Origin of the sequence: Roseibium aestuarii (assembly GCF_008477545.1) — a bacterium.
Classification (GTDB): domain Bacteria; phylum Pseudomonadota; class Alphaproteobacteria; order Rhizobiales; family Stappiaceae; genus Roseibium; species Roseibium aestuarii.
The window spans coordinates 82,658-103,725 of record NZ_VORA01000002.1 but is presented as its reverse complement, the minus strand read 5'-3'; the positions used below and the strand labels follow the sequence as shown (position 1 = coordinate 103,725).

Annotated in this window: 31 protein-coding genes; all 31 read left to right on the top strand. The window is 62.1% G+C overall.

The annotated features are described in order from the left end of the window. Window positions 1–17 precede the first annotated feature (17 nt). Window positions 18–1,208 carry an elongation factor Tu gene (gene tuf / locus FR728_RS09055; protein ID WP_149892382.1) on the top strand — a complete coding sequence of 397 codons (1,191 nt, stop codon included), beginning with the start codon at window positions 18–20 and terminating at the stop codon, window positions 1,206–1,208. Window positions 1,209–1,276: 68 nt separating this feature from the next. Next, entirely contained in the window at window positions 1,277–1,585 is a 309-nt protein-coding gene (rpsJ, locus tag FR728_RS09050; protein ID WP_006936455.1) for a 30S ribosomal protein S10, read from the top strand. A gap of 23 nt (window positions 1,586–1,608) precedes the next feature. Then, window positions 1,609–2,319 carry a 50S ribosomal protein L3 gene (gene rplC, locus FR728_RS09045; RefSeq protein WP_149892381.1) on the top strand — a complete coding sequence of 237 codons (711 nt, stop codon included), beginning with the start codon at window positions 1,609–1,611 and terminating at the stop codon, window positions 2,317–2,319. Next, window positions 2,319–2,939 carry a 50S ribosomal protein L4 gene (gene rplD, locus FR728_RS09040; protein WP_149892380.1) on the top strand — a complete coding sequence of 207 codons (621 nt, stop codon included), beginning with the start codon at window positions 2,319–2,321 and terminating at the stop codon, window positions 2,937–2,939. The genes rplC and rplD overlap by 1 nt, the downstream gene beginning before the upstream one ends. Then, window positions 2,936–3,229 carry a 50S ribosomal protein L23 gene (locus tag FR728_RS09035; RefSeq protein ID WP_149892379.1) on the top strand — a complete coding sequence of 98 codons (294 nt, stop codon included), beginning with the start codon at window positions 2,936–2,938 and terminating at the stop codon, window positions 3,227–3,229. Before rplD ends, FR728_RS09035 begins: the two co-directional genes overlap by 4 nt. A 17-nt stretch (window positions 3,230–3,246) precedes the next feature. Then, entirely contained in the window at window positions 3,247–4,080 is an 834-nt protein-coding gene (gene rplB, locus FR728_RS09030) for a 50S ribosomal protein L2 (protein WP_149892378.1), read from the top strand. Between the two features lie 12 nt (window positions 4,081–4,092). Continuing rightward, window positions 4,093–4,371, top strand: a complete 279-nt coding sequence (rpsS, locus tag FR728_RS09025; RefSeq protein ID WP_149892377.1) for a 30S ribosomal protein S19 — start codon at window positions 4,093–4,095, stop codon at window positions 4,369–4,371. 2 nt (window positions 4,372–4,373) lie between these two features. Then, window positions 4,374–4,754 carry a 50S ribosomal protein L22 gene (gene rplV / locus FR728_RS09020; protein ID WP_149892376.1) on the top strand — a complete coding sequence of 127 codons (381 nt, stop codon included), beginning with the start codon at window positions 4,374–4,376 and terminating at the stop codon, window positions 4,752–4,754. Continuing rightward, window positions 4,754–5,482: a 30S ribosomal protein S3 gene (rpsC, locus tag FR728_RS09015; protein WP_149892375.1), complete on the top strand. Its 729-nt coding sequence runs from the start codon at window positions 4,754–4,756 to the stop codon at window positions 5,480–5,482. Before rplV ends, rpsC begins: the two co-directional genes overlap by 1 nt. Before the next feature lie 45 nt (window positions 5,483–5,527). Further along, window positions 5,528–5,941: a 50S ribosomal protein L16 gene (rplP, locus tag FR728_RS09010; RefSeq protein WP_149892374.1), complete on the top strand. Its 414-nt coding sequence runs from the start codon at window positions 5,528–5,530 to the stop codon at window positions 5,939–5,941. A 21-nt stretch (window positions 5,942–5,962) separates the two neighbouring features. After that, entirely contained in the window at window positions 5,963–6,160 is a 198-nt protein-coding gene (gene rpmC / locus FR728_RS09005; RefSeq protein ID WP_149892373.1) for a 50S ribosomal protein L29, read from the top strand. Between the two features lie 10 nt (window positions 6,161–6,170). Next, on the top strand, window positions 6,171–6,401 hold the full coding sequence (gene rpsQ / locus FR728_RS09000) for a 30S ribosomal protein S17 (protein WP_149892372.1): 231 nt from the start codon (window positions 6,171–6,173) through the stop codon (window positions 6,399–6,401). A 73-nt stretch (window positions 6,402–6,474) separates the two neighbouring features. Then, window positions 6,475–6,843: a 50S ribosomal protein L14 gene (gene rplN / locus FR728_RS08995; protein WP_008191626.1), complete on the top strand. Its 369-nt coding sequence runs from the start codon at window positions 6,475–6,477 to the stop codon at window positions 6,841–6,843. Next, the gene (gene rplX / locus FR728_RS08990; protein ID WP_149892371.1) at window positions 6,843–7,160 is read left to right on the top strand and encodes a 50S ribosomal protein L24; all 318 of its coding nucleotides are present in this window, start codon (window positions 6,843–6,845) and stop codon (window positions 7,158–7,160) included. The genes rplN and rplX overlap by 1 nt, the downstream gene beginning before the upstream one ends. Then, entirely contained in the window at window positions 7,153–7,707 is a 555-nt protein-coding gene (gene rplE, locus FR728_RS08985; protein ID WP_149892370.1) for a 50S ribosomal protein L5, read from the top strand. The genes rplX and rplE overlap by 8 nt, the downstream gene beginning before the upstream one ends. 32 nt (window positions 7,708–7,739) lie before the next feature. Next, window positions 7,740–8,045, top strand: coding sequence for a 30S ribosomal protein S14 (gene rpsN / locus FR728_RS08980; protein ID WP_149892369.1), 306 nt, complete (start codon window positions 7,740–7,742; stop codon window positions 8,043–8,045). 12 nt (window positions 8,046–8,057) lie between these two features. Then, a complete protein-coding gene (gene rpsH / locus FR728_RS08975) occupies window positions 8,058–8,456 on the top strand; it encodes a 30S ribosomal protein S8 (protein WP_149892368.1) in 399 nt (132 codons plus the stop codon). 47 nt (window positions 8,457–8,503) lie between these two features. After that, window positions 8,504–9,037, top strand: coding sequence for a 50S ribosomal protein L6 (gene rplF, locus FR728_RS08970; protein WP_149892367.1), 534 nt, complete (start codon window positions 8,504–8,506; stop codon window positions 9,035–9,037). Window positions 9,038–9,049: 12 nt separating this feature from the next. Then, complete coding sequence (gene rplR / locus FR728_RS08965) at window positions 9,050–9,412, top strand: 50S ribosomal protein L18 (RefSeq protein WP_149892366.1); 363 nt, start codon at window positions 9,050–9,052, stop codon at window positions 9,410–9,412. Between the two features lie 38 nt (window positions 9,413–9,450). Beyond that, window positions 9,451–10,014, top strand: a complete 564-nt coding sequence (gene rpsE / locus FR728_RS08960) for a 30S ribosomal protein S5 (protein WP_149892365.1) — start codon at window positions 9,451–9,453, stop codon at window positions 10,012–10,014. Window positions 10,015–10,055: 41 nt separating this feature from the next. Beyond that, window positions 10,056–10,253 carry a 50S ribosomal protein L30 gene (rpmD, locus tag FR728_RS08955; RefSeq protein WP_149892364.1) on the top strand — a complete coding sequence of 66 codons (198 nt, stop codon included), beginning with the start codon at window positions 10,056–10,058 and terminating at the stop codon, window positions 10,251–10,253. A gap of 21 nt (window positions 10,254–10,274) precedes the next feature. Then, window positions 10,275–10,742 carry a 50S ribosomal protein L15 gene (rplO, locus tag FR728_RS08950; protein ID WP_149892363.1) on the top strand — a complete coding sequence of 156 codons (468 nt, stop codon included), beginning with the start codon at window positions 10,275–10,277 and terminating at the stop codon, window positions 10,740–10,742. Between the two features lie 47 nt (window positions 10,743–10,789). Then, window positions 10,790–12,124: a preprotein translocase subunit SecY gene (secY, locus tag FR728_RS08945; protein ID WP_149892362.1), complete on the top strand. Its 1,335-nt coding sequence runs from the start codon at window positions 10,790–10,792 to the stop codon at window positions 12,122–12,124. Beyond that, window positions 12,121–12,717 carry an adenylate kinase gene (locus tag FR728_RS08940; RefSeq protein WP_149892361.1) on the top strand — a complete coding sequence of 199 codons (597 nt, stop codon included), beginning with the start codon at window positions 12,121–12,123 and terminating at the stop codon, window positions 12,715–12,717. The genes secY and FR728_RS08940 overlap by 4 nt, the downstream gene beginning before the upstream one ends. A 269-nt stretch (window positions 12,718–12,986) precedes the next feature. Further along, complete coding sequence (gene rpsM, locus FR728_RS08935) at window positions 12,987–13,355, top strand: 30S ribosomal protein S13 (protein ID WP_149892360.1); 369 nt, start codon at window positions 12,987–12,989, stop codon at window positions 13,353–13,355. 67 nt (window positions 13,356–13,422) lie between these two features. Beyond that, window positions 13,423–13,812: a 30S ribosomal protein S11 gene (rpsK, locus tag FR728_RS08930; RefSeq protein WP_073011849.1), complete on the top strand. Its 390-nt coding sequence runs from the start codon at window positions 13,423–13,425 to the stop codon at window positions 13,810–13,812. Window positions 13,813–13,901: 89 nt separating this feature from the next. Next, on the top strand, window positions 13,902–14,924 hold the full coding sequence (locus FR728_RS08925; protein ID WP_149892359.1) for a DNA-directed RNA polymerase subunit alpha: 1,023 nt from the start codon (window positions 13,902–13,904) through the stop codon (window positions 14,922–14,924). A gap of 87 nt (window positions 14,925–15,011) precedes the next feature. Then, complete coding sequence (gene rplQ / locus FR728_RS08920) at window positions 15,012–15,437, top strand: 50S ribosomal protein L17 (protein WP_149892358.1); 426 nt, start codon at window positions 15,012–15,014, stop codon at window positions 15,435–15,437. Between the two features lie 302 nt (window positions 15,438–15,739). Then, window positions 15,740–17,923, top strand: a complete 2,184-nt coding sequence (locus FR728_RS08915) for a methyl-accepting chemotaxis protein (protein WP_149892357.1) — start codon at window positions 15,740–15,742, stop codon at window positions 17,921–17,923. 199 nt (window positions 17,924–18,122) lie between these two features. Continuing rightward, a complete protein-coding gene (locus FR728_RS08910; RefSeq protein WP_149892356.1) occupies window positions 18,123–19,595 on the top strand; it encodes a DegQ family serine endoprotease in 1,473 nt (490 codons plus the stop codon). A gap of 18 nt (window positions 19,596–19,613) precedes the next feature. After that, window positions 19,614–20,921 (top strand): replication-associated recombination protein A, encoded by a 1,308-nt coding sequence (locus FR728_RS08905; protein ID WP_149892355.1) that lies wholly within the window; start codon window positions 19,614–19,616, stop codon window positions 20,919–20,921. Window positions 20,922–21,068: the final 147 nt, after the last annotated feature.

The window sequence follows — 21,068 nt, the reverse complement described above, 5'->3', positions numbered from 1 at the left end:
GAAAGCGGAGTAATCCGATGGCAAAAGAAAAATTCGAGCGTAACAAGCCGCACGTCAACATCGGCACCATTGGCCACGTTGACCATGGCAAGACCACGCTGACCGCTGCAATCACCATGACCCTGGCTGAAGTCGGCGGCGCAACCGCCAAGGCCTACGACCAGATCGACGCTGCTCCGGAAGAGCGCGCTCGCGGCATCACCATCTCCACCGCACACGTGGAATATGAAACCGCAGCCCGCCACTACGCACACGTCGACTGCCCGGGCCACGCCGACTACGTCAAGAACATGATCACCGGTGCTGCCCAGATGGACGGCGCGATCCTGGTGTGCTCCGCAGCTGACGGCCCGATGCCGCAGACCCGCGAACACATCCTGCTCGCTCGCCAGGTTGGCGTTCCGGCTCTGGTCGTGTTCCTGAACAAGGTCGACCAGGTTGACGACGAAGAGCTGCTGGAACTGGTGGAAATGGAAGTTCGCGAACTTCTGTCTTCCTACGAATTCCCGGGCGACGACATTCCGATCGTGAAGGGCTCTGCTCTGGCTGCCGTGGAAAACCGCGACGAAGCCATCGGCCGTGGCGCGATCCGCGAACTGATGAACGCCGTCGACGAGTACATTCCGACCCCGGAACGTCCGCGCGACCAGCCGTTCCTGATGCCGATCGAAGACGTGTTCTCCATCTCCGGCCGTGGCACCGTGGTGACCGGTCGTGTGGAACGCGGCATCGTGAAGGTGGGTGAAGAAGTCGAGATCGTCGGCATCAAGGACACCCGCAAGACGACTGTCACCGGTGTGGAAATGTTCCGCAAGCTGCTGGATAGCGGCGAAGCTGGTGATAACATCGGCGCTCTGATTCGCGGCGTTGCCCGTGAAGACGTCGAGCGTGGCCAGGTTCTTTGCAAGCCGGGTTCTGTGACCCCGCACACGAAGTTCAAGGCTGAGGCTTACATCCTCACCAAGGAAGAAGGCGGTCGTCACACCCCGTTCTTCACCAACTACCGTCCGCAGTTCTACTTCCGCACGACCGACGTGACGGGTGTGGTTGAACTGCCGGAAGGCACCGAGATGGTGATGCCGGGCGACAACGTCTCCGTCGTCGTCACGCTGATCGTGCCGATCGCCATGGAAGACGGCCTGCGCTTCGCTATCCGCGAAGGCGGTCGTACCGTCGGCGCCGGCGTGGTTGCCTCCATCATCGCGTAATTGACGGCAGGGCCTGCCGTTACGCAAGTAACACCGGCAGGCCCGCCTGTCTTAACGGGAACTCGAAAATGAACGGTCAGAATATCCGGATCCGCCTCAAGGCATTCGATCACCGTATTCTCGATGCCTCCACCAAGGAGATCGTGAACACGGCGAAGCGGACCGGTGCACAGGTACGGGGACCCGTACCGCTGCCGACGCGGATCGAGAAGTACACTGTGCTTCGCGGCCCGCACATTGATAAGAAAAGCCGCGATCAGTTCGAGATGCGCACCCATAAGCGCCTCCTCGACATCGTTGATCCGACGCCCCAGACGGTGGACGCGCTCATGAAGCTCGACCTGGCCGCTGGTGTCGACGTCGAGATCAAGCTCTGAGGCGGATCGAAGGGGACACGTCTATGCGTTCTGGAGTGATCGCTCAGAAAGTGGGCATGACTCGTATCTATAACGATGCGGGCGAGCATGTTCCGGTCACTGTCCTGCGACTGGAAAAGTGCCAGGTGGTTGCCCACCGGACTGAAGAAAAGAACGGCTACACCGCGCTGCAGCTCGGCGCAGGTCTGGCCAAAGTGAAGAACACGCCCAAGGCACAGCGCGGACATTTCGCGGTTGCCAAGGTGGAGCCGAAGCGTCAGCTGGTCGAGTTCCGCGTGTCGTCCGACAACCTGATTGAAGTTGGTGCAGAAATCACTGCCGACCACTTCGTCGAAGGTCAGTTCGTCGATGTCACCGGTACCTCCATCGGTAAGGGCTTCGCCGGTGTCATGAAGCGCCACAACTTCGGTGGTGGTCGCGCATCGCACGGTAACTCCATCTCCCACCGCTCCCACGGTTCGACCGGTCAGTGTCAGGACCCGGGCCGCGTGTTCAAGGGCAAGAAGATGGCCGGTCACATGGGCGACGTCCGCGTGACCACGCAGAACCTCAAGGTTGTGCGCACCGATGTTGAACGTGGCCTGATCATGATCGAAGGCTCTGTGCCGGGCGCCAAGGGCGGCTGGATCCAGGTCCGCGACGCGGTCAAGAAGGCGCTTCCGGAAGGGGTTCCGACCCCGGGTGCTTACCGTGCACCGGACGCGACTGCGGCCACCGGGAAGGAGAGTGAGTGATGGAACTCCAGGTCAAGACCCTCGAAGGTGGGGCGGCCGGTTCGATCACGGTGTCTGACGAGATCTTCGGTCTCGAGCCGCGCACCGATCTGATCCACCGCGTTGTGCGCTGGCAGCTTGCCAAGCGCCAGGCAGGGACCCACAAGGCCCTGGGACGCTCTGAAGTCTCTGGCACCACGAAGAAGTTCGTGCGCCAGAAAGGCTCCGGCGGCGCCCGTCACGGCAACCGCAAGGCTCCGCAGTTCCGCGGCGGTGGTAAGGCCTTCGGGCCGGTCGTTCGCGACCATGCCCACGAGCTGCCGAAGAAGGTGCGCGTCCTCGGACTGAAGCACGTTCTGTCTGCCAAGGCCAAGACCGACAGCATCATCATCGTTGAAGATGCCAAGGCAGCCGAAGCCAAGACCAAGGCCCTGAAGGCACAGTTCGCATCGCTGGGTCTGAGCTCTGCTCTGATCATCGACGGCGCCGAGCTGGACCGGAACTTCTCTCTGGCCGCTCGCAACATCCCGAACGTGGATGTGCTGCCGGTCCAGGGTATCAACGTCTATGACATCATGCGGGCCAACACCCTGGTGTTGACCAAGGCTGCGGTGTCTGCACTTGAGGAGCGCTTCAAATGAGCAATCTTCCTCATTACGACAAGATCGTCGGCCCGGTGATCACCGAAAAGGCGACCCTTGCTTCTGAACAGAACAAGGTCGTTTTCAAGGTCGCCAACGACGCCACCAAGCCCGAAATCAAGGCTGCCGTCGAGGCGCTGTTCGGTGTGAAGGTGACCGCCGTCAACACTCTGGTCCGCAAGGGCAAGGTGAAGCGGTTCAAGGGTCGTATCGGTCGCCAGTCCGATTTCAAGAAGGCCGTCATCACGCTCGCTGAAGGTCACGCCATCGACGTGAGCACCGGGCTCTAAGGGACGGGGACAGAGATATGGCACTTAAGACTTTTAACCCGACGTCTCCTGGCCGGCGCCAGCTCGTCCAGGTCGATCGTTCCGACCTCTGGAAGGGCAAGCCGGTCAAGACCCTGACCGAAGGCCTGTCCAAGACCGGTGGTCGTAACAACCTCGGTCGTCTGACGTCCCCGAACCGCGGTGGTGGCCACAAGCGCTCCTACCGTCTGGTGGACTTCAAGCGTCGCAAGTTCGACGTTCCGGCCACGGTCGAACGTCTTGAATACGATCCGAACCGGACCGCATTCATTGCTCTGATCCGCTATGAAGATGGCGAACTGAGCTACATCCTGGCGCCGCAGCGCCTCGCCGTTGGCGACACTGTCATTGCCGGTCAGGCAGTGGACGTGAAGCCGGGCAACGCGATGCCGCTGGCCTCCATTCCGGTCGGCACCATCGTGCACAATATCGAACTGAAGCCGGGCAAGGGTGGCCAGATCGCCCGTTCCGCCGGTGCTTTCGTTCAGATCGTCGGTCGCGACCAGGGCTACACCGTCCTGCGCCTGATGTCCGGTGAACAGCGGAAGGTTCTGGGGACCTGCATGGCCTCCATCGGTGCCGTGTCCAACCCGGACCATGGCAACGTGAACCTCGGCAAGGCCGGTCGTTCTCGCTGGCTGGGCATTCGCCCGCACACCCGCGGTGTCGCCATGAACCCGGTCGACCACCCGCACGGCGGTGGTGAAGGCCGGACCTCCGGTGGTCGTCATCCGGTTACCCCTTGGGGTAAGCCGACCAAGGGCAAGAAGACGCGCAGCAACAAGTCTACGGATAAGTACATTGTCCGCAGCCGCCACGCGCGTAAGAAGTAAAGGGCAAGGATCGTGGCACGTTCGATCTGGAAAGGTCCGTTTGTCGACGGGTATCTGCTGAACAAAGCGGACAAGGTACGTGAGTCCGGCCGGAACGAGGTCATCAAGACCTGGAGCCGCCGCTCGACGATCCTCCCGCAGTTCGTCGGTCTCACCTTCGGCGTTTACAACGGCCAGAAGCACGTACCGGTGCTGGTGTCTGAAGAAATGATTGGTCACAAGTTCGGCGAGTTCTCGCCGACCCGGACCTACTACGGACACGGCGCCGACAAGAAGGCGAAGAGGAAGTAACGATGGGCAAGCCGAAGCGTGAGCGGACGCTCGCTGACAACGAGGCCCGGGCAATGACCCGCATGCTGCGCGTTTCCCCGCGCAAGCTGAATCTCGTTGCGGCTGCTATCCGCGGCAAGAAGGTCGGCACCGCACTTGCGGACCTGACCTTCTCCCGCAAGCGTATCGCACAGGACGTCAAGAAGACCCTGATGTCCGCGATTGCAAATGCGGAAAACAACCACGACCTGGACATCGACAACCTGGTGGTTGCCGAAGCTCATGTCGGTAAGGCGTTCGTGATCAAGCGGTTCCAGCCGCGGGCTCGTGGTCGTGTCGGCCGCATCGAGAAGCCGTTCTCGAACCTGACCATCGTTGTGCGTGAAGTCGAGGAGACTGCCTGATGGGACATAAAGTCAACCCGATCGGCATGCGCCTCGGGATCAACCGGACCTGGGATTCCCGCTGGTACGCCAACAAGGGCGAGTACGGCACTCTTCTTCATGAAGACTTCCGCATCCGCGAATACCTGCTTGAAGAACTCAAGCAGGCCGCCGTCGCCAAGGTCGTCATCGAACGCCCGCACAAGAAGTGCCGCGTGACCATCCACTCCGGTCGTCCGGGTGTGGTCATCGGCAAGAAGGGTGCGGACATTGAGCGTCTTCGCAAGAAGATCGGCGAGATCACCAACTCGGAAGTGCACATCAACATCGTTGAAGTGCGCAAGCCGGAAATCGACGCGACCCTGGTGGCCGCCTCGATCGCGCAGCAGCTGGAACGCCGTGTGGCCTTCCGTCGCGCCATGAAGCGTGCCGTTCAGTCGGCCATGCGTCTGGGCGCCCAGGGCATCAAGATCACCTGCGGTGGTCGTCTGGGCGGAGCGGAAATCGCTCGCGTGGAATGGTACCGCGAAGGCCGCGTGCCGCTGCACACCCTGCGTGCAGACATCGACTACGGCGTCGCTTCCGCTCACACCGCTTATGGCGTGTGTGGCGTGAAGGTCTGGATCTTCAAGGGTGAAATCCTCGAGCACGACCCGATGGCGTCTGAGCGCCGTGCGCTGTCTGGCTCGGATTCTAACCAGGGTGATCGCGGCGGACGCCGGGATCGGGGCCGTGAGCGCGCAGCCTGATTAGGCTGCCTGCTGCTCGCGTAACACGAAGGACGAGAGAAAACGATGCTGCAACCGAAGCGAACTAAGTTCCGCAAGCAGCACAAGGGCCGCATTCACGGCGCTGCCAAGGGGGGTACTGACCTCAACTTCGGCGCCTATGGTCTGAAGGCAATGGAGCCGGAGCGGGTTACCGCTCGTCAGATCGAAGCTGCCCGTCGTGCCATGACCCGTCACATGAAGCGTGCGGGCCGTGTCTGGATCCGTATCTTCCCGGACCTTCCGGTTTCTTCGAAGCCGGCCGAAGTCCGAATGGGTAAAGGTAAGGGTTCCCCCGACTACTGGGCTTGCCGCGTCAAGCCGGGCCGGGTGATGTTCGAAATCGATGGCGTGCCGGAAGATGTTGCTCGTGAAGCAATGCGCCTGGCAGCTGCCAAACTGCCGATCAAGTGCCGGTTCGTTCAGCGAATTGCGGAATAAGGCAGTCGAGGAGAAAAAGCCATGAAGGCTACTGACGTGAGAGCAAAGACCCTCGACGAGCTCCGCACGGAGCTCGAAGCCCTCAAGAAGGAGCAGTTCAACCTGCGCTTCCAGAAGGCAACGGGTCAGCTCGAGAACACTGGGCGCGTCCGGCAGATCCGCCGCGACATCGCTCGCATCCAGACGATCATGCGCGAAAAGCGCGTGGCGAACGCGTAAGGAGAGACCCATGCCGAAGCGTATTCTGCAGGGCACCGTGGTCAGCAACGCGAATGACAAGACGGTGACGGTGAACGTGGAGCGTCGCTTCACTCACCCGCTGCTCAAGAAGACCGTGCGCCGGACCAAGAAGTACCGGGCGCACGACGCGGAAAACAAGTGCCAGGTCGGCGACATTGTTCAGATTGAAGAGTGTGCGCCGATCTCCAAGAACAAGCGTTGGACCGTGGTCGCTGAGTGACCACGAGCCTCGTTAAGAAGCATCATCAGGCGCCCGTTGCCGGTGCGCCGATTAAAGAACAAGGCAGCCAGTCATGATTCAGATGCAAACAAACCTCGACGTCGCCGATAATTCCGGCGCACGTCGTGTCATGTGCATCAAAGTGCTCGGCGGCTCCAAGCGTAAGTATGCCCAGGTTGGCGACATCATCGTCGTCTCCGTCAAAGAGGCTATCCCGCGGGGCCGCGTCAAGAAGGGCGACGTGATGAAGGCAGTCGTCGTGCGCACGGCGAAGGATATCCGCCGTCCCGATGGCAGCGTGATCCGGTTCGACCGCAATGCGGCCGTGCTGGTCAACAACAACAAGGAACCGGTCGGAACCCGTATCTTCGGCCCGGTCCCGCGCGAACTTCGCGCAAAGAACCACATGAAGATCATTTCGCTGGCGCCGGAGGTGCTCTGATGGCTGCGAAAATTAAGAAGGGCGACACTGTCGTCGTGCTGACCGGCCGTGACAAGGGCAAGACTGGTGAAGTCCTGCAGGTCCTGCCGTCCGAAAACAAGGCACTTGTGCGTGGCGTGAACGTTGTTCGCCGCCACCAGAAGCAGACCCAGACCCAGGAAGCCGGTATCGTGGCCAAGGAAAGCCCGATCCAGCTGTCCAACGTTGCCATCGCCGATCCGAAGGACGGCAAGGCAACCCGCGTCGGCTTCAAGGTGCAGGAAGATGGTACGAAGGTCCGCGTGGCCAAGCGTTCGGGAGACCTGATCGATGGCTGAGACCTACGTCCCGCGCCTGAAGTCGCACTACGAAAACGTCGTGCGCAAGCAGCTTCAGGAAAAGTTCCAGTACTCGAACCCGATGATGGTTCCGGGCCTGGAAAAGATCGTCCTGAACATCGGCGTCGGTGAAGCAGTTGCCGACTCCAAGAAGGCTCGCATCGCCGCAGACGACCTGGCAGCCATTGCCGGTCAGAAGCCGGTCATCACCAAGGCCAAGAAGTCCATCGCTACCTTCAAGGTGCGCGAAGGCATGCCGCTTGGTGCAAAGGTGACCCTGCGCCGCCACCAGATGTACGAATTCCTGGACCGCCTGATCACCATCGCGCTGCCGCGCGTGCGTGACTTCCGCGGTGTCAGCGCGAAGTCCTTCGACGGCCGTGGCAACTACGCCATGGGCATCAAGGAACATATCGTGTTCCCGGAAATCGAATACGACAAGGTCGACCAGATCTGGGGTATGGACATCATCGTCTGCACCACCGCACCGACCGATGACGAGGCGCGCGAACTGCTGCGCGCGTTCAACTTCCCGTTCAGCAAATAAGCTGAGATACGGGAAAGGAACGAGGAACGACGATGGCGAAGAAGAGCGCGGTCGAGAAGAACGAGCGTCGTAGGAAGCTCGTTAAGAAGTACGCTGAGAAGCGCGCTGCCCTGAAGGCAATGGCGAAGGATCCGAACCTGAGCCCCGAAGAGCAGTTCAACGCACGCCTGGAGCTGGCAAAGCTGCCGCGGAACTCCGCTCCGAACCGGATTCGTAACCGGTGCGAAGTGACGGGTCGTCCGCGCGGTTTCTACCGCAAGCTCAAGATGTCGCGTATCGCACTTCGTGAACTTGGCTCGCTGGGCAAGATCCCGGGCCTGGTCAAGTCCAGCTGGTAAGGAGATACTCCGATGGCAATTTCTGATCCGTTGGGGGATATGCTCACCCGCATCCGCAATGCGCAGATGCGTCGTAAGGGCAAGGTGACTTCACCTAAATCCAAATTGCGCGAACACGTGCTTGAAGTGCTCGCCAAAGAAGGGTACATCCGTGGCTTCACCACGGTCGAATACGAGGGCGGCAAGTCCGAGTTGGAGATCGAGCTGAAGTACTTTGACGGCGAGCCGGTCATCCGCACGATTGAACGCGTGTCGAAGCCGGGCCGCCGGGTGTACTCTTCGGTGAAGAATATCCCGCATGTGTCCAATGGCCTGGGCGTGTCGATTCTGTCGACTCCGCGCGGCGTCATGAGCGACCACCAGGCGCGGGAAGAAAACGTTGGTGGTGAGGTTCTGTGCCGCGTCTTCTGACGCGGCTTCAGGCCTCACTGGAATGAAACACGACTAAGGTTGGTTCGATGTCTCGTATTGGCAAAAAGCCAGTCCCCGTGCCGAGCGGGGTAACGGCAACGATCAACGGTCAGACGGTTTCGGTTAAGGGCCCGAAGGGGGAACTCTCCTTCGTGCTCAATACCTACGTGCTGGCCGAAATGACGGAAGATGGGATCAAGATCGATCCCCGTGGCACCTCGAAGACGGCACGCTCCATGTGGGGCATGAGCCGTACGATGGTCCAGAACATCATCACCGGCGTGAATGCCGGCTTCGAAAAGAAGCTGGAAATCACCGGTGTTGGTTATCGTGCACAGGTTCAGGGTTCCAACCTTCAGCTTGCGCTGGGTTTCTCCCATGATGTCGTCTATCCGATTCCGGCTGGCATCGACATCAAGTGCCCGAAGCCGACCGAGATCCTGATCTCGGGGATCGACAAGCAAGTTGTCGGTCAGGTTGCGGCAGAAATCCGCGAATTCCGTCCGCCGGAGCCCTATAAGGGCAAGGGTGTGCGTCATGCTGGCGAATTCATCGTCCGCAAAGAAGGCAAGAAGAAGTAACGGACCTGGATCATGGCGAATAGCAAGATTGCTTTCGAACGCCGCCGCGATCGCGTGCGCCGTTCCCTCAAGAAGGTCGCGAACGGTCGTCCGCGTCTTTCTGTGTTCCGCTCGTCCAAGCAGATCTACGCTCAGATCATCGACGATGCCCAGGGCCACACCCTGGTTTCCGCGTCGACCATCGAGCAAGACCTCAAGGGCAGCCTGAAAACGGGCGCCGACACCGCTGCTGCCGCAGCCGTCGGTAAGCTTGTCGCCGAGCGCGCTCTGGCCGCTGGCATCAAGCAGGTCGTGTTCGACCGTGGTGGGTATCAGTATCATGGGCGCATCAAGGCGCTCGCCGATGCTGCCCGCGACGGTGGACTTGAATTCTGACCAGCGCTCGTAGGCGCTCTTAAGAACGGATATTTAAAATGGCGAGACAGGAAAATCGCGAGCGCGAAGAGCGCGACAGCGAATTCGTCGACAAGCTCGTTCACATCAACCGCGTTGCCAAGGTGGTCAAGGGTGGCCGTCGTTTCGGCTTCGCCGCTCTGGTGGTTGTGGGCGATCAGAAGGGCCGCGTCGGCTTCGGCCACGGCAAGGCTCGTGAAGTGCCGGAAGCCATCCGCAAGGCAACTGAAGCTGCCAAGCGGACGATGATCCGCGTGCCGCTGCGCGAAGGCCGGACCCTCCACCACGACGTGGAAGGCCGTCACGGCGCTGGCAAGGTGATCCTGCGTGCGGCTCCGGCCGGTACCGGTATCATCGCGGGTGGTCCGATGCGTGCAGTGTTCGAAACCCTGGGCGTTCAGGACGTTGTTGCGAAGTCCCTCGGTTCTTCCAACCCGTACAACATGGTGCGTGCGACTTTCGACGCTCTGGCCCGTGAAGACAGCCCGCGCTCCGTCGCGGCCCGTCGTGGCCTGAAGGTGTCGGTGCTCCAGTCGCGCCGTCGTGACAACGAAGATGCGGCTCCGGCCGCCGCCGAGGCTTGATCTCGGCGGCTCCGCTGCCCAATTGAACGAGGGTTAGTTCCATGGCGAACACCGAAAAGACCGTGACGGTCGAACAGATCGGTAGCCCGGCACGCCGTCCGCAGGACCAGCGCGCTACGCTCATCGGCCTGGGTCTGAACAAGATGCACCGCCGCTCGACGCTGAAGGATACTCCTGAAGTGCGCGGCATGATCAACAAGGTCCAGCATCTCGTCCGCGTCGTCGACGACAACGCATAAGACGAGGCGGGAGTACTCAAGATGAAGCTCAACGAACTTCATGACAACGAAGGTGCGGTCAAGTCCCGCACGCGCGTTGGCCGTGGCATCGGCTCTGGCAAGGGCAAGACCGGTGGTCGTGGCGTCAAGGGTCAGAAGTCCCGTTCCGGCGTGGCCATCAAGGGCTTTGAAGGCGGTCAGATGCCGCTGCATCGCCGGCTGCCGAAGCGTGGTTTCACCAACATCTTCGCCAAGGATTACAACACTGTATCCCTGGCACGCGTTCAGACCGCAATTGATGCGGGCAAGCTCAACGCTTCCGAGACCGTGACGGTCGAGGCGCTGAAGGCTGCCGGCGTTGTCAAGCGCGTGAAGGATGGCGTCCGTCTGGTCGCCGACGGCGAACTCAAGGTCGCTGTCTCCTTCGAGATTGCCGGTGCCTCCAAGACTGCCGTAGAAGCAGTCGAAAAGGCTGGCGGCAAGGTTGTTGTTAAGGGAGCTCAGGCCTAACGGCCTGGGCTTTCCCATTTATTCCGTTTAAATTTCCGGAGTAGGGCATGGCATCCGCCGCCGAGCAACTGGCGTCTAATCTCAATTTTTCAGCTTTCGCCAAGGCTGACGAACTCAAAAAGCGCATCTGGTTCACGCTGGGGGCGCTTTTGGTTTATCGACTGGGGACTTACATTCCGATTCCCGGAATCAACCCCGCTGCCTTCGCACAAGCCTTCCAGCAGGCGCAGTCCGGCATCATCGGCATGTTCAACATGTTTGCCGGCGGCGCTGTCGAGCGTATGGCGATCTTCGCCCTGGGCATCATGCCCTACATCTCCGCCTCCATCATCATGCAGCTCATGACGACCGTCGTGCCGTCTCTCGAGCAGCTGAAGAAGGACGGGGAGCAGGGCCGCAAGGTGATCAACCAGTACACCCGGTACGGCACCGTGATTCTCGCCGCGTTCCAGGCCTATGGCATTGCCGTGAGTCTCGAAGGGGCGTCCAACGTGGTGATGGATCCGGGCTGGTTCTTCCGGGCAAGCACGGTTCTGACCCTGCTGGGTGGCACCATGTTCCTGATGTGGCTGGGTGAGCAGATCACCTCGCGCGGCATCGGCAACGGCATCTCCCTGATCATCTTCGCCGGCATTGTCGCCGGTCTTCCGACGGCCATCGTCTCCACCCTGGAGCTGGGTCGTCAGGGGGCGCTTTCCACCTGGATCATCATCGGCATCATCGTGCTGGCGGTTCTGGTGATTGCGCTGATCGTGTTCATGGAGCGGGCGCAGCGCCGGCTTCTGATCCAGTATCCGAAGCGTCAGCAGGGCAACCGCATGTTCGAGGGCAACACCTCGTTCCTACCGCTCAAGCTGAACACCGCCGGTGTGATCCCGCCGATCTTCGCCTCGTCGCTCCTGCTTGTTCCGGCCACCATCGCGGGCTTCTCCGCCGATGCGGCCACCAACGAGTGGGTCGCCACGATCACTGCACTGCTCGGTCATGGACAGCCTCTGTACATGCTCGCCTATGCGGCGATGATCATCTTCTTCTGCTTCTTCTATACCGCCATCGTGTTCAATCCGACCGAGACGGCGGATAATCTGAAGCGGCATGGGGGCTTCATTCCGGGCTATCGTCCGGGCGAGCGGACCGCGCAGTACATCGACTACGTGCTGACGCGCATCACGATCGTCGGGGCCGTCTACATCACCCTCGTTTGTCTATTACCCGAATTCCTCATTTCGGCGACGGGCGTTCCGTTCTATTTCGGTGGAACTTCGCTGTTGATTGTCGTCAGCGTGACCATGGATACTGTATCCCAGATCCAGGGCCATCTGCTCGCACATCAGTATGAGGGTCTGGTCAAGAAGGCAAAACTGAGGGGGAAACGTCGATGAGGCTTATTCTGGTAGGACCGCCGGGGGCGGGGAAGGGGACGCAGGCCGCACGGCTTGTCGAGAAATACGGAATCCCCCAGCTCTCTACCGGTGACATGCTTCGCGCAGCCATGGCCGCAGGGACCCCTGTGGGTCTGGCGGCCAAGGAACTGGTCGATGGCGGCAAGCTCGTGCCCGATGACGTCGTGGTTGGCATCATCCGTGAACGGATCGCCGAGGCGGATGCCCGCAAGGGCTTCATCCTCGACGGGTTCCCGCGGACGGTGGCTCAGGCCGACGCCCTCGCCGAGATGCTGCAGGAGGGCGGTCTCGCCCTCGATGCGGTGATCGAGCTGCGGGTCGACCAGACCAAGCTCGTCGATCGCATCATGAAGCGGGCCGCGGATGCGGCCGCCAGCGGTCAGCCGGTGCGCAAGGATGATGATCCGGAAGTGTTCAAGGGTCGGCTCGAAGCCTACAACCGGGACACCGCCGTGGTCATTCCCTACTACGAGAAGGCAGGTCTTCTCAGCGTGGTCGATGGCATGCAGTCCATCGACCAGGTCAGCGCGGATATCGAATCCGTCCTGACGAACCTTGACGAGAAGGTCTGAGGGCGCTAAAGAGCGCGCTCAATCTGCAAAGTTTGGTGCCGTACCGGAGACTTTCCGGAACGGCACCTTCTGTGCTGCGGAACGGTTCGCCGATTCGCGCCACAGCATCGGGGTCGGGTCACCGGCTTCGGCTTCGGCCTTTCACCCTGCGGGGGAGGGCCGCATAAATGCCTCGCAAGGGCCGGGCTCCACCGGACGCGAGGGGATAACAAGAACCCGCGCAGGGCTGTCTCCGAGGAGGGGTCTTCGCGCAAACATGGAGATGCAACGTGGCACGTATTGCTGGCGTTAACATTCCGACCAACAAGCGCGTTGTGATCGCGCTTCAGTACATTCACGGCATCGGCCCGAAGTTCGCTCAGGAAATCATCGAAAAGGTGAACATTGAGCCGGCTCGCCGCGTCAACCAGCTGTCCGACGCAGAAGTCCTGGCGATCCGTGAAGCGATCGACGCCGACTACCTCGTCGAAGGCGACCTGCGCCGTGAAACCGCAATGAACATCAAGCGTCTGATGGACCTGGGCTGCTACCGTGGCCTGCGTCACCGCCGCGGCCTGCCGGTCCGCGGTCAGCGGACGCACACGAACGCCCGTACCCGCAAGGGTCCGGCCAAGCCGATCGCAGGCAAGAAGAAGTAAGCCCTGCCGATTGGCGGTGGAGCTGCCGGTGTTACGGCAGTGACGAGATCAAGACAAGGAATATAGAATGGCTAAGGACACGACGCGCGTGCGTCGCCGCGAGCGGAAGAACATCTCTTCCGGCGTGGCTCATGTGAACTCCACGTTCAACAACACCATGATCACCATCACCGACGCTCAGGGGAACACCATCTCCTGGTCTTCCGCTGGTGCTCTGGGCTTCAAGGGCTCCCGCAAGTCCACCCCGTACGCGGCTCAGGTCGCTGCGGAAGACGCGGGCAAGAAGGCAGCGGAACACGGCATGCGCACCCTGGAAGTTGAAGTTCGTGGTCCGGGCTCGGGCCGTGAATCTGCCCTGCGCGCCCTTCAGGCTGCCGGTTTCCTGATCACGTCCATCCGCGACGTGACGCCGATTCCGCACAACGGTTGCCGTCCGCGTAAGCGTCGCCGCGTCTAAGACCTCTGGTCTTTGCGTATCTGTTTCTCCAGTGGCAAAGAATGGCTCGGGGCTTTTGCATCCGGGCGGGATAGCCGAAGGGAAAAAACGTGACCATTCAAAAGAACTGGCAAGAACTGATCAAGCCGACCAAGCTCGAGGTGAAGCCGGGTGAAGATCCGCGTTTCATGGCGACCGTTGTCGCCGAGCCGCTCGAGCGCGGTTATGGTCTGACGCTCGGCAACGCTCTGCGCCGCATTCTGCTGTCGTCCCTTCAGGGCGCAGCCGTGACCGCAGTGCAGATCGATGGCGTGCTGCATGAGTTCTCTTCTATCCCGGGTGTTCGCGAAGATGTCACCGACATCATCCTGAACATCAAGGAGATTGCTCTGCGCATGGAAGGCGAGGGCCCGAAGCGCATGGTTGTGCGCAAGCAGGGTCCGGGCCTGGTCACCGCTGGCGACATCCAGACCGTCGGCGACGTGGAAGTGCTCAATCCGGATCTGGTTCTCTGCACCCTCGACGAGGGCGCCGAGATCCGCATGGAGTTCACGGTCAATACGGGCAAGGGCTATCATGCCGCTGACCGTAATCGTCCGGAAGATGCTCCGATCGGCCTGATCCCGGTGGACAGCCTCTACTCGCCGGTCAAGAAAGTGTCCTACAAGGTGGAAAACACCCGTGAAGGTCAGGTTCTTGACTACGACAAGCTGACGCTGACCGTCGAAACCGACGGTTCGGTCAAGCCGGATGACGCAGTCGCATTCGCTGCGCGCATCCTTCAGGACCAGCTCTCCATCTTCGTCAACTTCGAAGAGCCCCAGCGCGAGGTCGCCGAGGACACAGTCCCGGAACTGGCCTTCAACCCGGCGCTTCTGAAGAAGGTCGACGAACTGGAACTGTCCGTCCGCTCCGCCAACTGCCTGAAGAACGACAATATCGTGTATATTGGCGATCTGATCCAGAAGACCGAAGCGGAAATGCTGCGCACGCCGAATTTCGGCCGCAAGTCGCTCAACGAGATCAAGGAAGTTCTCGCCCAGATGGGTCTCCATCTCGGCATGGAAGTCGCCAACTGGCCGCCTGAGAACATCGAAGACCTCGCCAAGCGCTACGAAGACCACCAGTATTGAGGGGCTCACGTCCCTTTGAAAGAGCAACCGGACGGGGCAGGGTCTGAAACGATACCGCCCGTGCCGATTTAGAAAAAGGAGAGGGCCATGCGCCACGGTAATTCCGGCCGCAAGCTCAACCGGACCGCTAGCCACCGCAAGGCTATGTTCGCCAACATGGCAGCGTCGCTGATCCAGCATGAGCAGATCGTGACCACCCTGCCGAAGGCCAAGGAAATGAAGCCGATCATCGACAAGCTCATCACCCTGGGCAAGCGCGGTGACCTGCATGCTCGCCGTCAGGCTATCGCGCAGATCCGCGACGTAGCCATGGTGAAGAAGCTGTTCGACACCCTCGGCGAGCGTTACAAGGACCGTCAGGGTGGCTACAGCCGCGTCCTGAAGGCCGGTTTCCGCTATGGTGACAGCGCGCCGATGGCCGTGATCGAACTCGTCGATCGCGATCCGTCTGCACGCGGCGCAGAAGACCGCGCCCGTCACGAAGCCGAACTGGCTGCCGAGAACGCAGCATAAGGCTTTCGACAGACGTCGAAATGAAGAAGGCAGGCCGAAAGGCCTGCCTTTTTTGTTGTCCGCAGGTCGGGCGGCAAGTGTGGCCGCCGGATGAAGGGCATGGCGCTCCAGAAGCGTCTGGCGGGAGAGCCAAAGAGCAGGGCGATCAATCCAGAGTTGATCGGTCTGGCGGGCCGCGTGGCCCATTCAGGGCTCGTTAACCCTGCGATCCTGGCGCCCTCCGCAGAATTATCGATTATTCCTATCTTAACTTCCCTCCCGCATAGGTAGGACAACTTATAGTACCTTTGTTCGGGGGGAACATGACTGCGGGAACAACGGCTGCGACTGGCCATTTCAGCAAATTCAAGAAACTTTCGGTGGTGGTTCCGGCCCTGACGGTCGCCGTGGCCTTCACGTCGAGCGTCGCTGTGGGGATCGGCGGCTACATGAATGCCCGTTCCGGGCTTGAGAGCGCGGCCGAACGGGAACTGGCGCTTGCCAGCAGCGTGCGCCGCAATGTGCTGTCGATGCGCTTCGACAATCTGTCGGGCGATCTGCGCACGACGGCGACCAGCGCCGTCTCGACGCTGGCCTTTACCGACCTGAACGGATCTCTGGCCAATGTGGACCGGGACAAGGCGCAGATTGACGCCTATTTCCGGGCCGAGGGCAGTGAGGCGATGGACCGGGCCCAGCTGACGGGCGAGGGCAACAAGACCATGTACTCCTGGCGTCACCAGGACGTGCACGGCGGCTTCCTCTCCTCCTGGAAGAACGGCGGCTATGGCGACATCTACGCCATCAACCCGGACGGGCTGGTGATCTACAGCGTCACCAAGTCGGTCGACTTTCTCGACAACGTGAAGACCGGCGGCCTGCAGAACACCGGCCTTGCCGACGTCTTCGCCCGCGCGCTGACGGCCTCCAAGGGCGAGCAGGTCTCTTCCACGTTCGAAGCCTATGCGCCGGCGGGCGGTGCGCCCTCCATGTTCGTTGCGCAGCCGGTCTATATCTCCGATTTCTCGGGTGAGACCTTCGGCGGCGTGATTGCCGTGCGTGTCACCTCCGACTATGTGAACTCCGTTACCAAGGCACGGGCCGATCTGGGTGAGACCGGTCAGTCCTATCTGGTGAGCAGCGACGGCAAGTATCTGAGCGATCTGCCGCTGGCCGATGCGCCGACCGCGCTCTCCGACGCCCCGATGCCGGACATCTTCCGCACAGCCTTTGCCGGCGAAGAGGCTGAGGGCGTCGTGGTGGGGGCCGATGGTGTGGCCCGCATGACCGTGGCGACGCCGATGACCTACAACGGGGAGACCTGGGCGGTCGTGACCGAGAAGTCCGTCGACGAGGCCATGGCCAGCGTGACGGAAATGAAGAACTCCATGATCATCATGACGCTGGTGACCCTCGGGATCGCCGCGCTCGTGTCGCTGCTCTTCTCCCGCTCGATCACCCGGCCGCTGGCCTGGCTGGTCAATGCGCTGGAGGCGATTGCTGCCGGGGACACCAACACGGAAATCCGGGCCGCAAAGCGCGGTGACGAGATCGGCGACATCGGTCGCGCTGTCGTCAAGATCCGCGAGAACGCCCAGATCGAACAGGAACACCGGGCGCAGGAAGAAGCGCTTGCCGCCCGTTCGGCCGCCGAACAGCGGCAGGAAATGCTGGGTGCGCTCGCAGCCGATTTCGAAGCCTCCGTCGGTCAGGTTGTCGAGCATGTGTCCCGGTCGGCGGCGTCCTTGCGCGAAGCCACTGAAGACATGCGCCAGATGATGGAAGAATCCGGTCAGACCTCGACCCGGGCGGCGAAGACCTCCGCCGAGGCGATGAACGAGGTTCAGTCCATCGCGTCGGCCTCCGATCAGCTCTCCAGCTCGATCCAGGAAATTTCCGCGCTGATCGAACGCTCCGCAGCTGTTGCCAAGACGGCCACGGTGCGCGCCGAATCCACCAACGAGACGGTGCGCTCGCTGGCGGAAGCCGCCAACCGGATCGGCGAAGTGGTGACCCTGATCTCCGACATTGCCGACCAGACGAACCTGCTGGCCCTGAACGCCACCATTGAGGCGGCGCGTGCCGGGGAAGCAGGACGCGGCTTTGCGGTCGTGGCCTCCGAGGTCAAGGAGCTGGCCTCCCAGACCGGCAAGGCGACCGGCGAGATCCAGCAGCAGATCGACGCGATCCGTGCGGCGACGGAAGAGGCCGTGGGCGCCATCGGCGACATCCAGCAGACCATCGGCGAGATTTCCCAGTCGGTCACCGATGTGTCGGCGGCCGTCACCGAGCAGAGCTACGCCACCCGCGGCATTGCCGAGAACACCCAGCGCGCTGCGGTGGGGACCTCCAATGTCTCGGACGACATTTCCAATGTCAGCCAGATCTCCGAACAGACCCGTGAAGCGGCCAACAACTTTGCCCGCTCCATGGAAGACCTGAACGAACAGACGGGCGCGCTGGACCGTCAGGTGCGCACCTTCCTGCAGCAGGTCCGCTCCGCCTGAGCTTCCGCTCGGAGCCGCTGAATGCCGAGCCGCCGGGATCTTCCCGGCGGCTCTTTTCGTTTGTGGTGCGGGGAAGGGCGCGATCCTGACAGAACTGTCATGTTGGTCCTGTCGGGTTTGCCTTGATCTCACCCCATCCTGAGCCTATCGGGCAGGGAGAGATGCCGCCTTGCGGTGAGTCGCGACAAGGAGCCTTGCCATGAATGTCTTGAAGCAATGCGCGAAGGGATGGGGGCGCCGTCTGGCGGCCCTCGGTCTTTGCGGAGTGATCGGCCTTCCGATGGTTCTGGGGGGCGTTCCGGCGCGCGCCGAGGGGGCACGACAGGTGCCGGCTTCGGCCGCTGAAGTGAAGCTGTCCTTCGCCCCGCTGGTGAAGAGCGTCGCGCCGGCGGTGGTGAACGTCTATGCCAGCCGCAAGGTGGTTCAGCAGCGCCGGGTGTCCCCCTTCTTCAATGATCCGTTCTTCCAGCGGTTCTTCGGCGACATGGCCCCCGGCCTGGGGCAGGGGATGGGCCGGCCGCAGGAGCGGGTGGAATCCTCGCTCGGCTCCGGCGTGATTATTTCCGAGGACGGCACCGTCATCACCAATTACCACGTCATCGAGAATGCGGACGAGGTGCGGGTGGCGCTTGCGGACCGGCGCGAATTCGATGCGGAAATCGTGCTCAAGGACGAACGCACGGACCTTGCGGTGCTGCGCATCCAGGGCAAGGGGCCGTTTGCCTCGGTGCCCTTTGCCGAGCCGGACAGCCTGGAGGTCGGCGACATCGTGCTGGCCATCGGCAATCCCTTCGGCGTCGGCCAGACGGTGACGCAGGGCATCGTCTCGGCACTGGCCCGCACCCAGGTCGGCGTCACCGACTACCAGTTCTTCATCCAGACCGACGCGGCGATCAACCCGGGCAACTCGGGCGGGGCGCTTGTCGACATGGAAGGCCGGCTCGTCGGCATCAATTCGGCGATCTATTCCCGCTCCGGCGGCTCCAACGGCATCGGCTTTGCCATTCCCGCCCAGATGGCCCAGTTTGTGGCTTCCGCGGCAGGGCACGGGGACCGGATCAAGCGGCCCTGGCTGGGGGCCTCCGTCCAGCTGGTGAGCGCGGAGATCTCTGAGGCTCTGGGTCTGGACCGTCCGCGCGGGGTCATCGTCACCAAGGTCTTCCCCGGCTCGCCTGCGGCCGATGCGGGGCTTGAAGTCTCCGACCTGATCGTGGCCGTCGACGGCAAGGAAGTGACCGACCCGAACAGCTTCGGCTATCGCTTCGCCACCAAGGCGCTTGGCTCTTCGGCGAGCTTCACGGTGCTGCGTGGAGGCAAGGAGACCGACGTGAAGATCGCCATGTCTCCGGCACCGGAAACGCCGGCGCGGGACGCGCGCACGATCAAGGGCTATTCCCCCTTCGCGGGCGCCACGGTGATGAACCTGTCGCCGGCCGTGTCTGAAGAACTGCGGGTTCCGGAAGCCTATGACGGGGTGGTGATCAGCGCCATTGAACCGGGCAGCACGGCAGACCGTGTCGGCCTGAAGGTCGGCGACATCATCCGGGCGGTAAACGAGGTGGCCGTTCCCACGAGCGCGGATCTCGAAGATGTGGCCTCGCGCCGGCCGCGCCTCTGGGCGCTGGATATCGAGCGCGGCGGCAAGATTAATCGTATCGTGCTGCGGGGCTGAGCCCCTATAAGGAACATCATGAGCGATCTGTTCCAAGCCTCCGGTCTAGCTGCAACCGGTCCGCGCCCACTCGCGGACCGGCTCCGGCCGTCTTCCCTCAAGGATGTGGTGGGCCAGGATCACCTGATCGGGCCGGAGGGAACGCTGACCCGGATGCTGCGGACCCGCAGTCTTGGGTCGCTGATCTTCTGGGGGCCGCCGGGCACGGGCAAGACCACCATTGCCCGGCTGCTGGCCCATGAGACCGACCTGGCCTTCGAGCAGATCTCGGCGATCTTCACCGGTGTTGCGGATCTGAAGAAGGTCTTCGAGGCGGCCCGTGCCCGGCGCATGTCGGGCCGCGGCACCCTGCTCTTCGTCGACGAGATCCATCGCTTCAACCGGGCCCAGCAGGACGGGTTCCTGCCGGTGATGGAGGATGGCACGATCACGCTGGTGGGGGCGACGACGGAAAACCCGTCCTTCGAGCTCAATGCCGCGCTTCTGTCGCGGTCCCATGTGATGACCTTCCATCCGCACAATCTCGCCTCCCTGACCCGGTTGCTGGAGCGGGCCGAGGAGGAGGAAGACAAGCCGCTGCCCCTGACCGAGGAGGCCCGCGCGGTGCTGGTCCGCATGGCCGACGGGGACGGGCGGGCGGCGCTGACGCTGGCCGAGGACGTGTGGCGGGCCGCAGACGAGGGGGAGACCTTCGATGCGGAGCGGCTGCAGGAGATCGTGCAGCGCCGGGCGCCGGTCTATGACAAGAGCGCGGACGGCCACTACAACCTGATTTCCGCCCTGCACAAGTCCGTGCGCGGCTCGGATGCGGACGCGGCCCTCTACTGGTTCTGCCGGATGCTGGACGGGGGCGAGGATCCGCTCTACATCGCCCGCCGCCTGATCCGCATGGCGGTGGAGGACATCGGTCTGGCCGACCCCCATGCGGTGGTCCAGGCCAATGCGGCGCGCGATGCCTATCAGATGCTCGGCTCTCCGGAAGGGGAGCTGGCGCTGGCCCAGACCGTCGTCTATCTGGCGACCGCGCCGAAATCCAACGGGGTCTACATGGCCTACAAGGCGGCGATGCGGTCGGCCAAGCAGAACGGTTCCCTGCTGCCGCCCAAGCATATCCTCAATGCACCGACCAAGCTGATGAAAGCCGAAGGCTACGGCGACGGCTATCAGTATGACCATGACGCGCCGGACGGGTTCTCCGGTCAGGACTATTTTCCCGAAAGCATGGGGCGGCAGGTCTATTACGATCCGCCGGAGCGCGGGTTCGAGCGGGATCTGCGCAAGCGGCTCGACTATTTCGCGCGGCTGCGCCGGGAACGCCAGCGCTGAGGCGCGCGGCTTTGTGCGGTCTGCAAGGCTGTGTCGCACTGCGGCGCGCAGCGCTCGAAATGCGTTAAATCTTCTGTCCTACACTCGCGCTCAAGAAGATGCGGCATTCGCCGGACGGGTGGCTTGCAGCCGTCTGCAAGCGGGGAG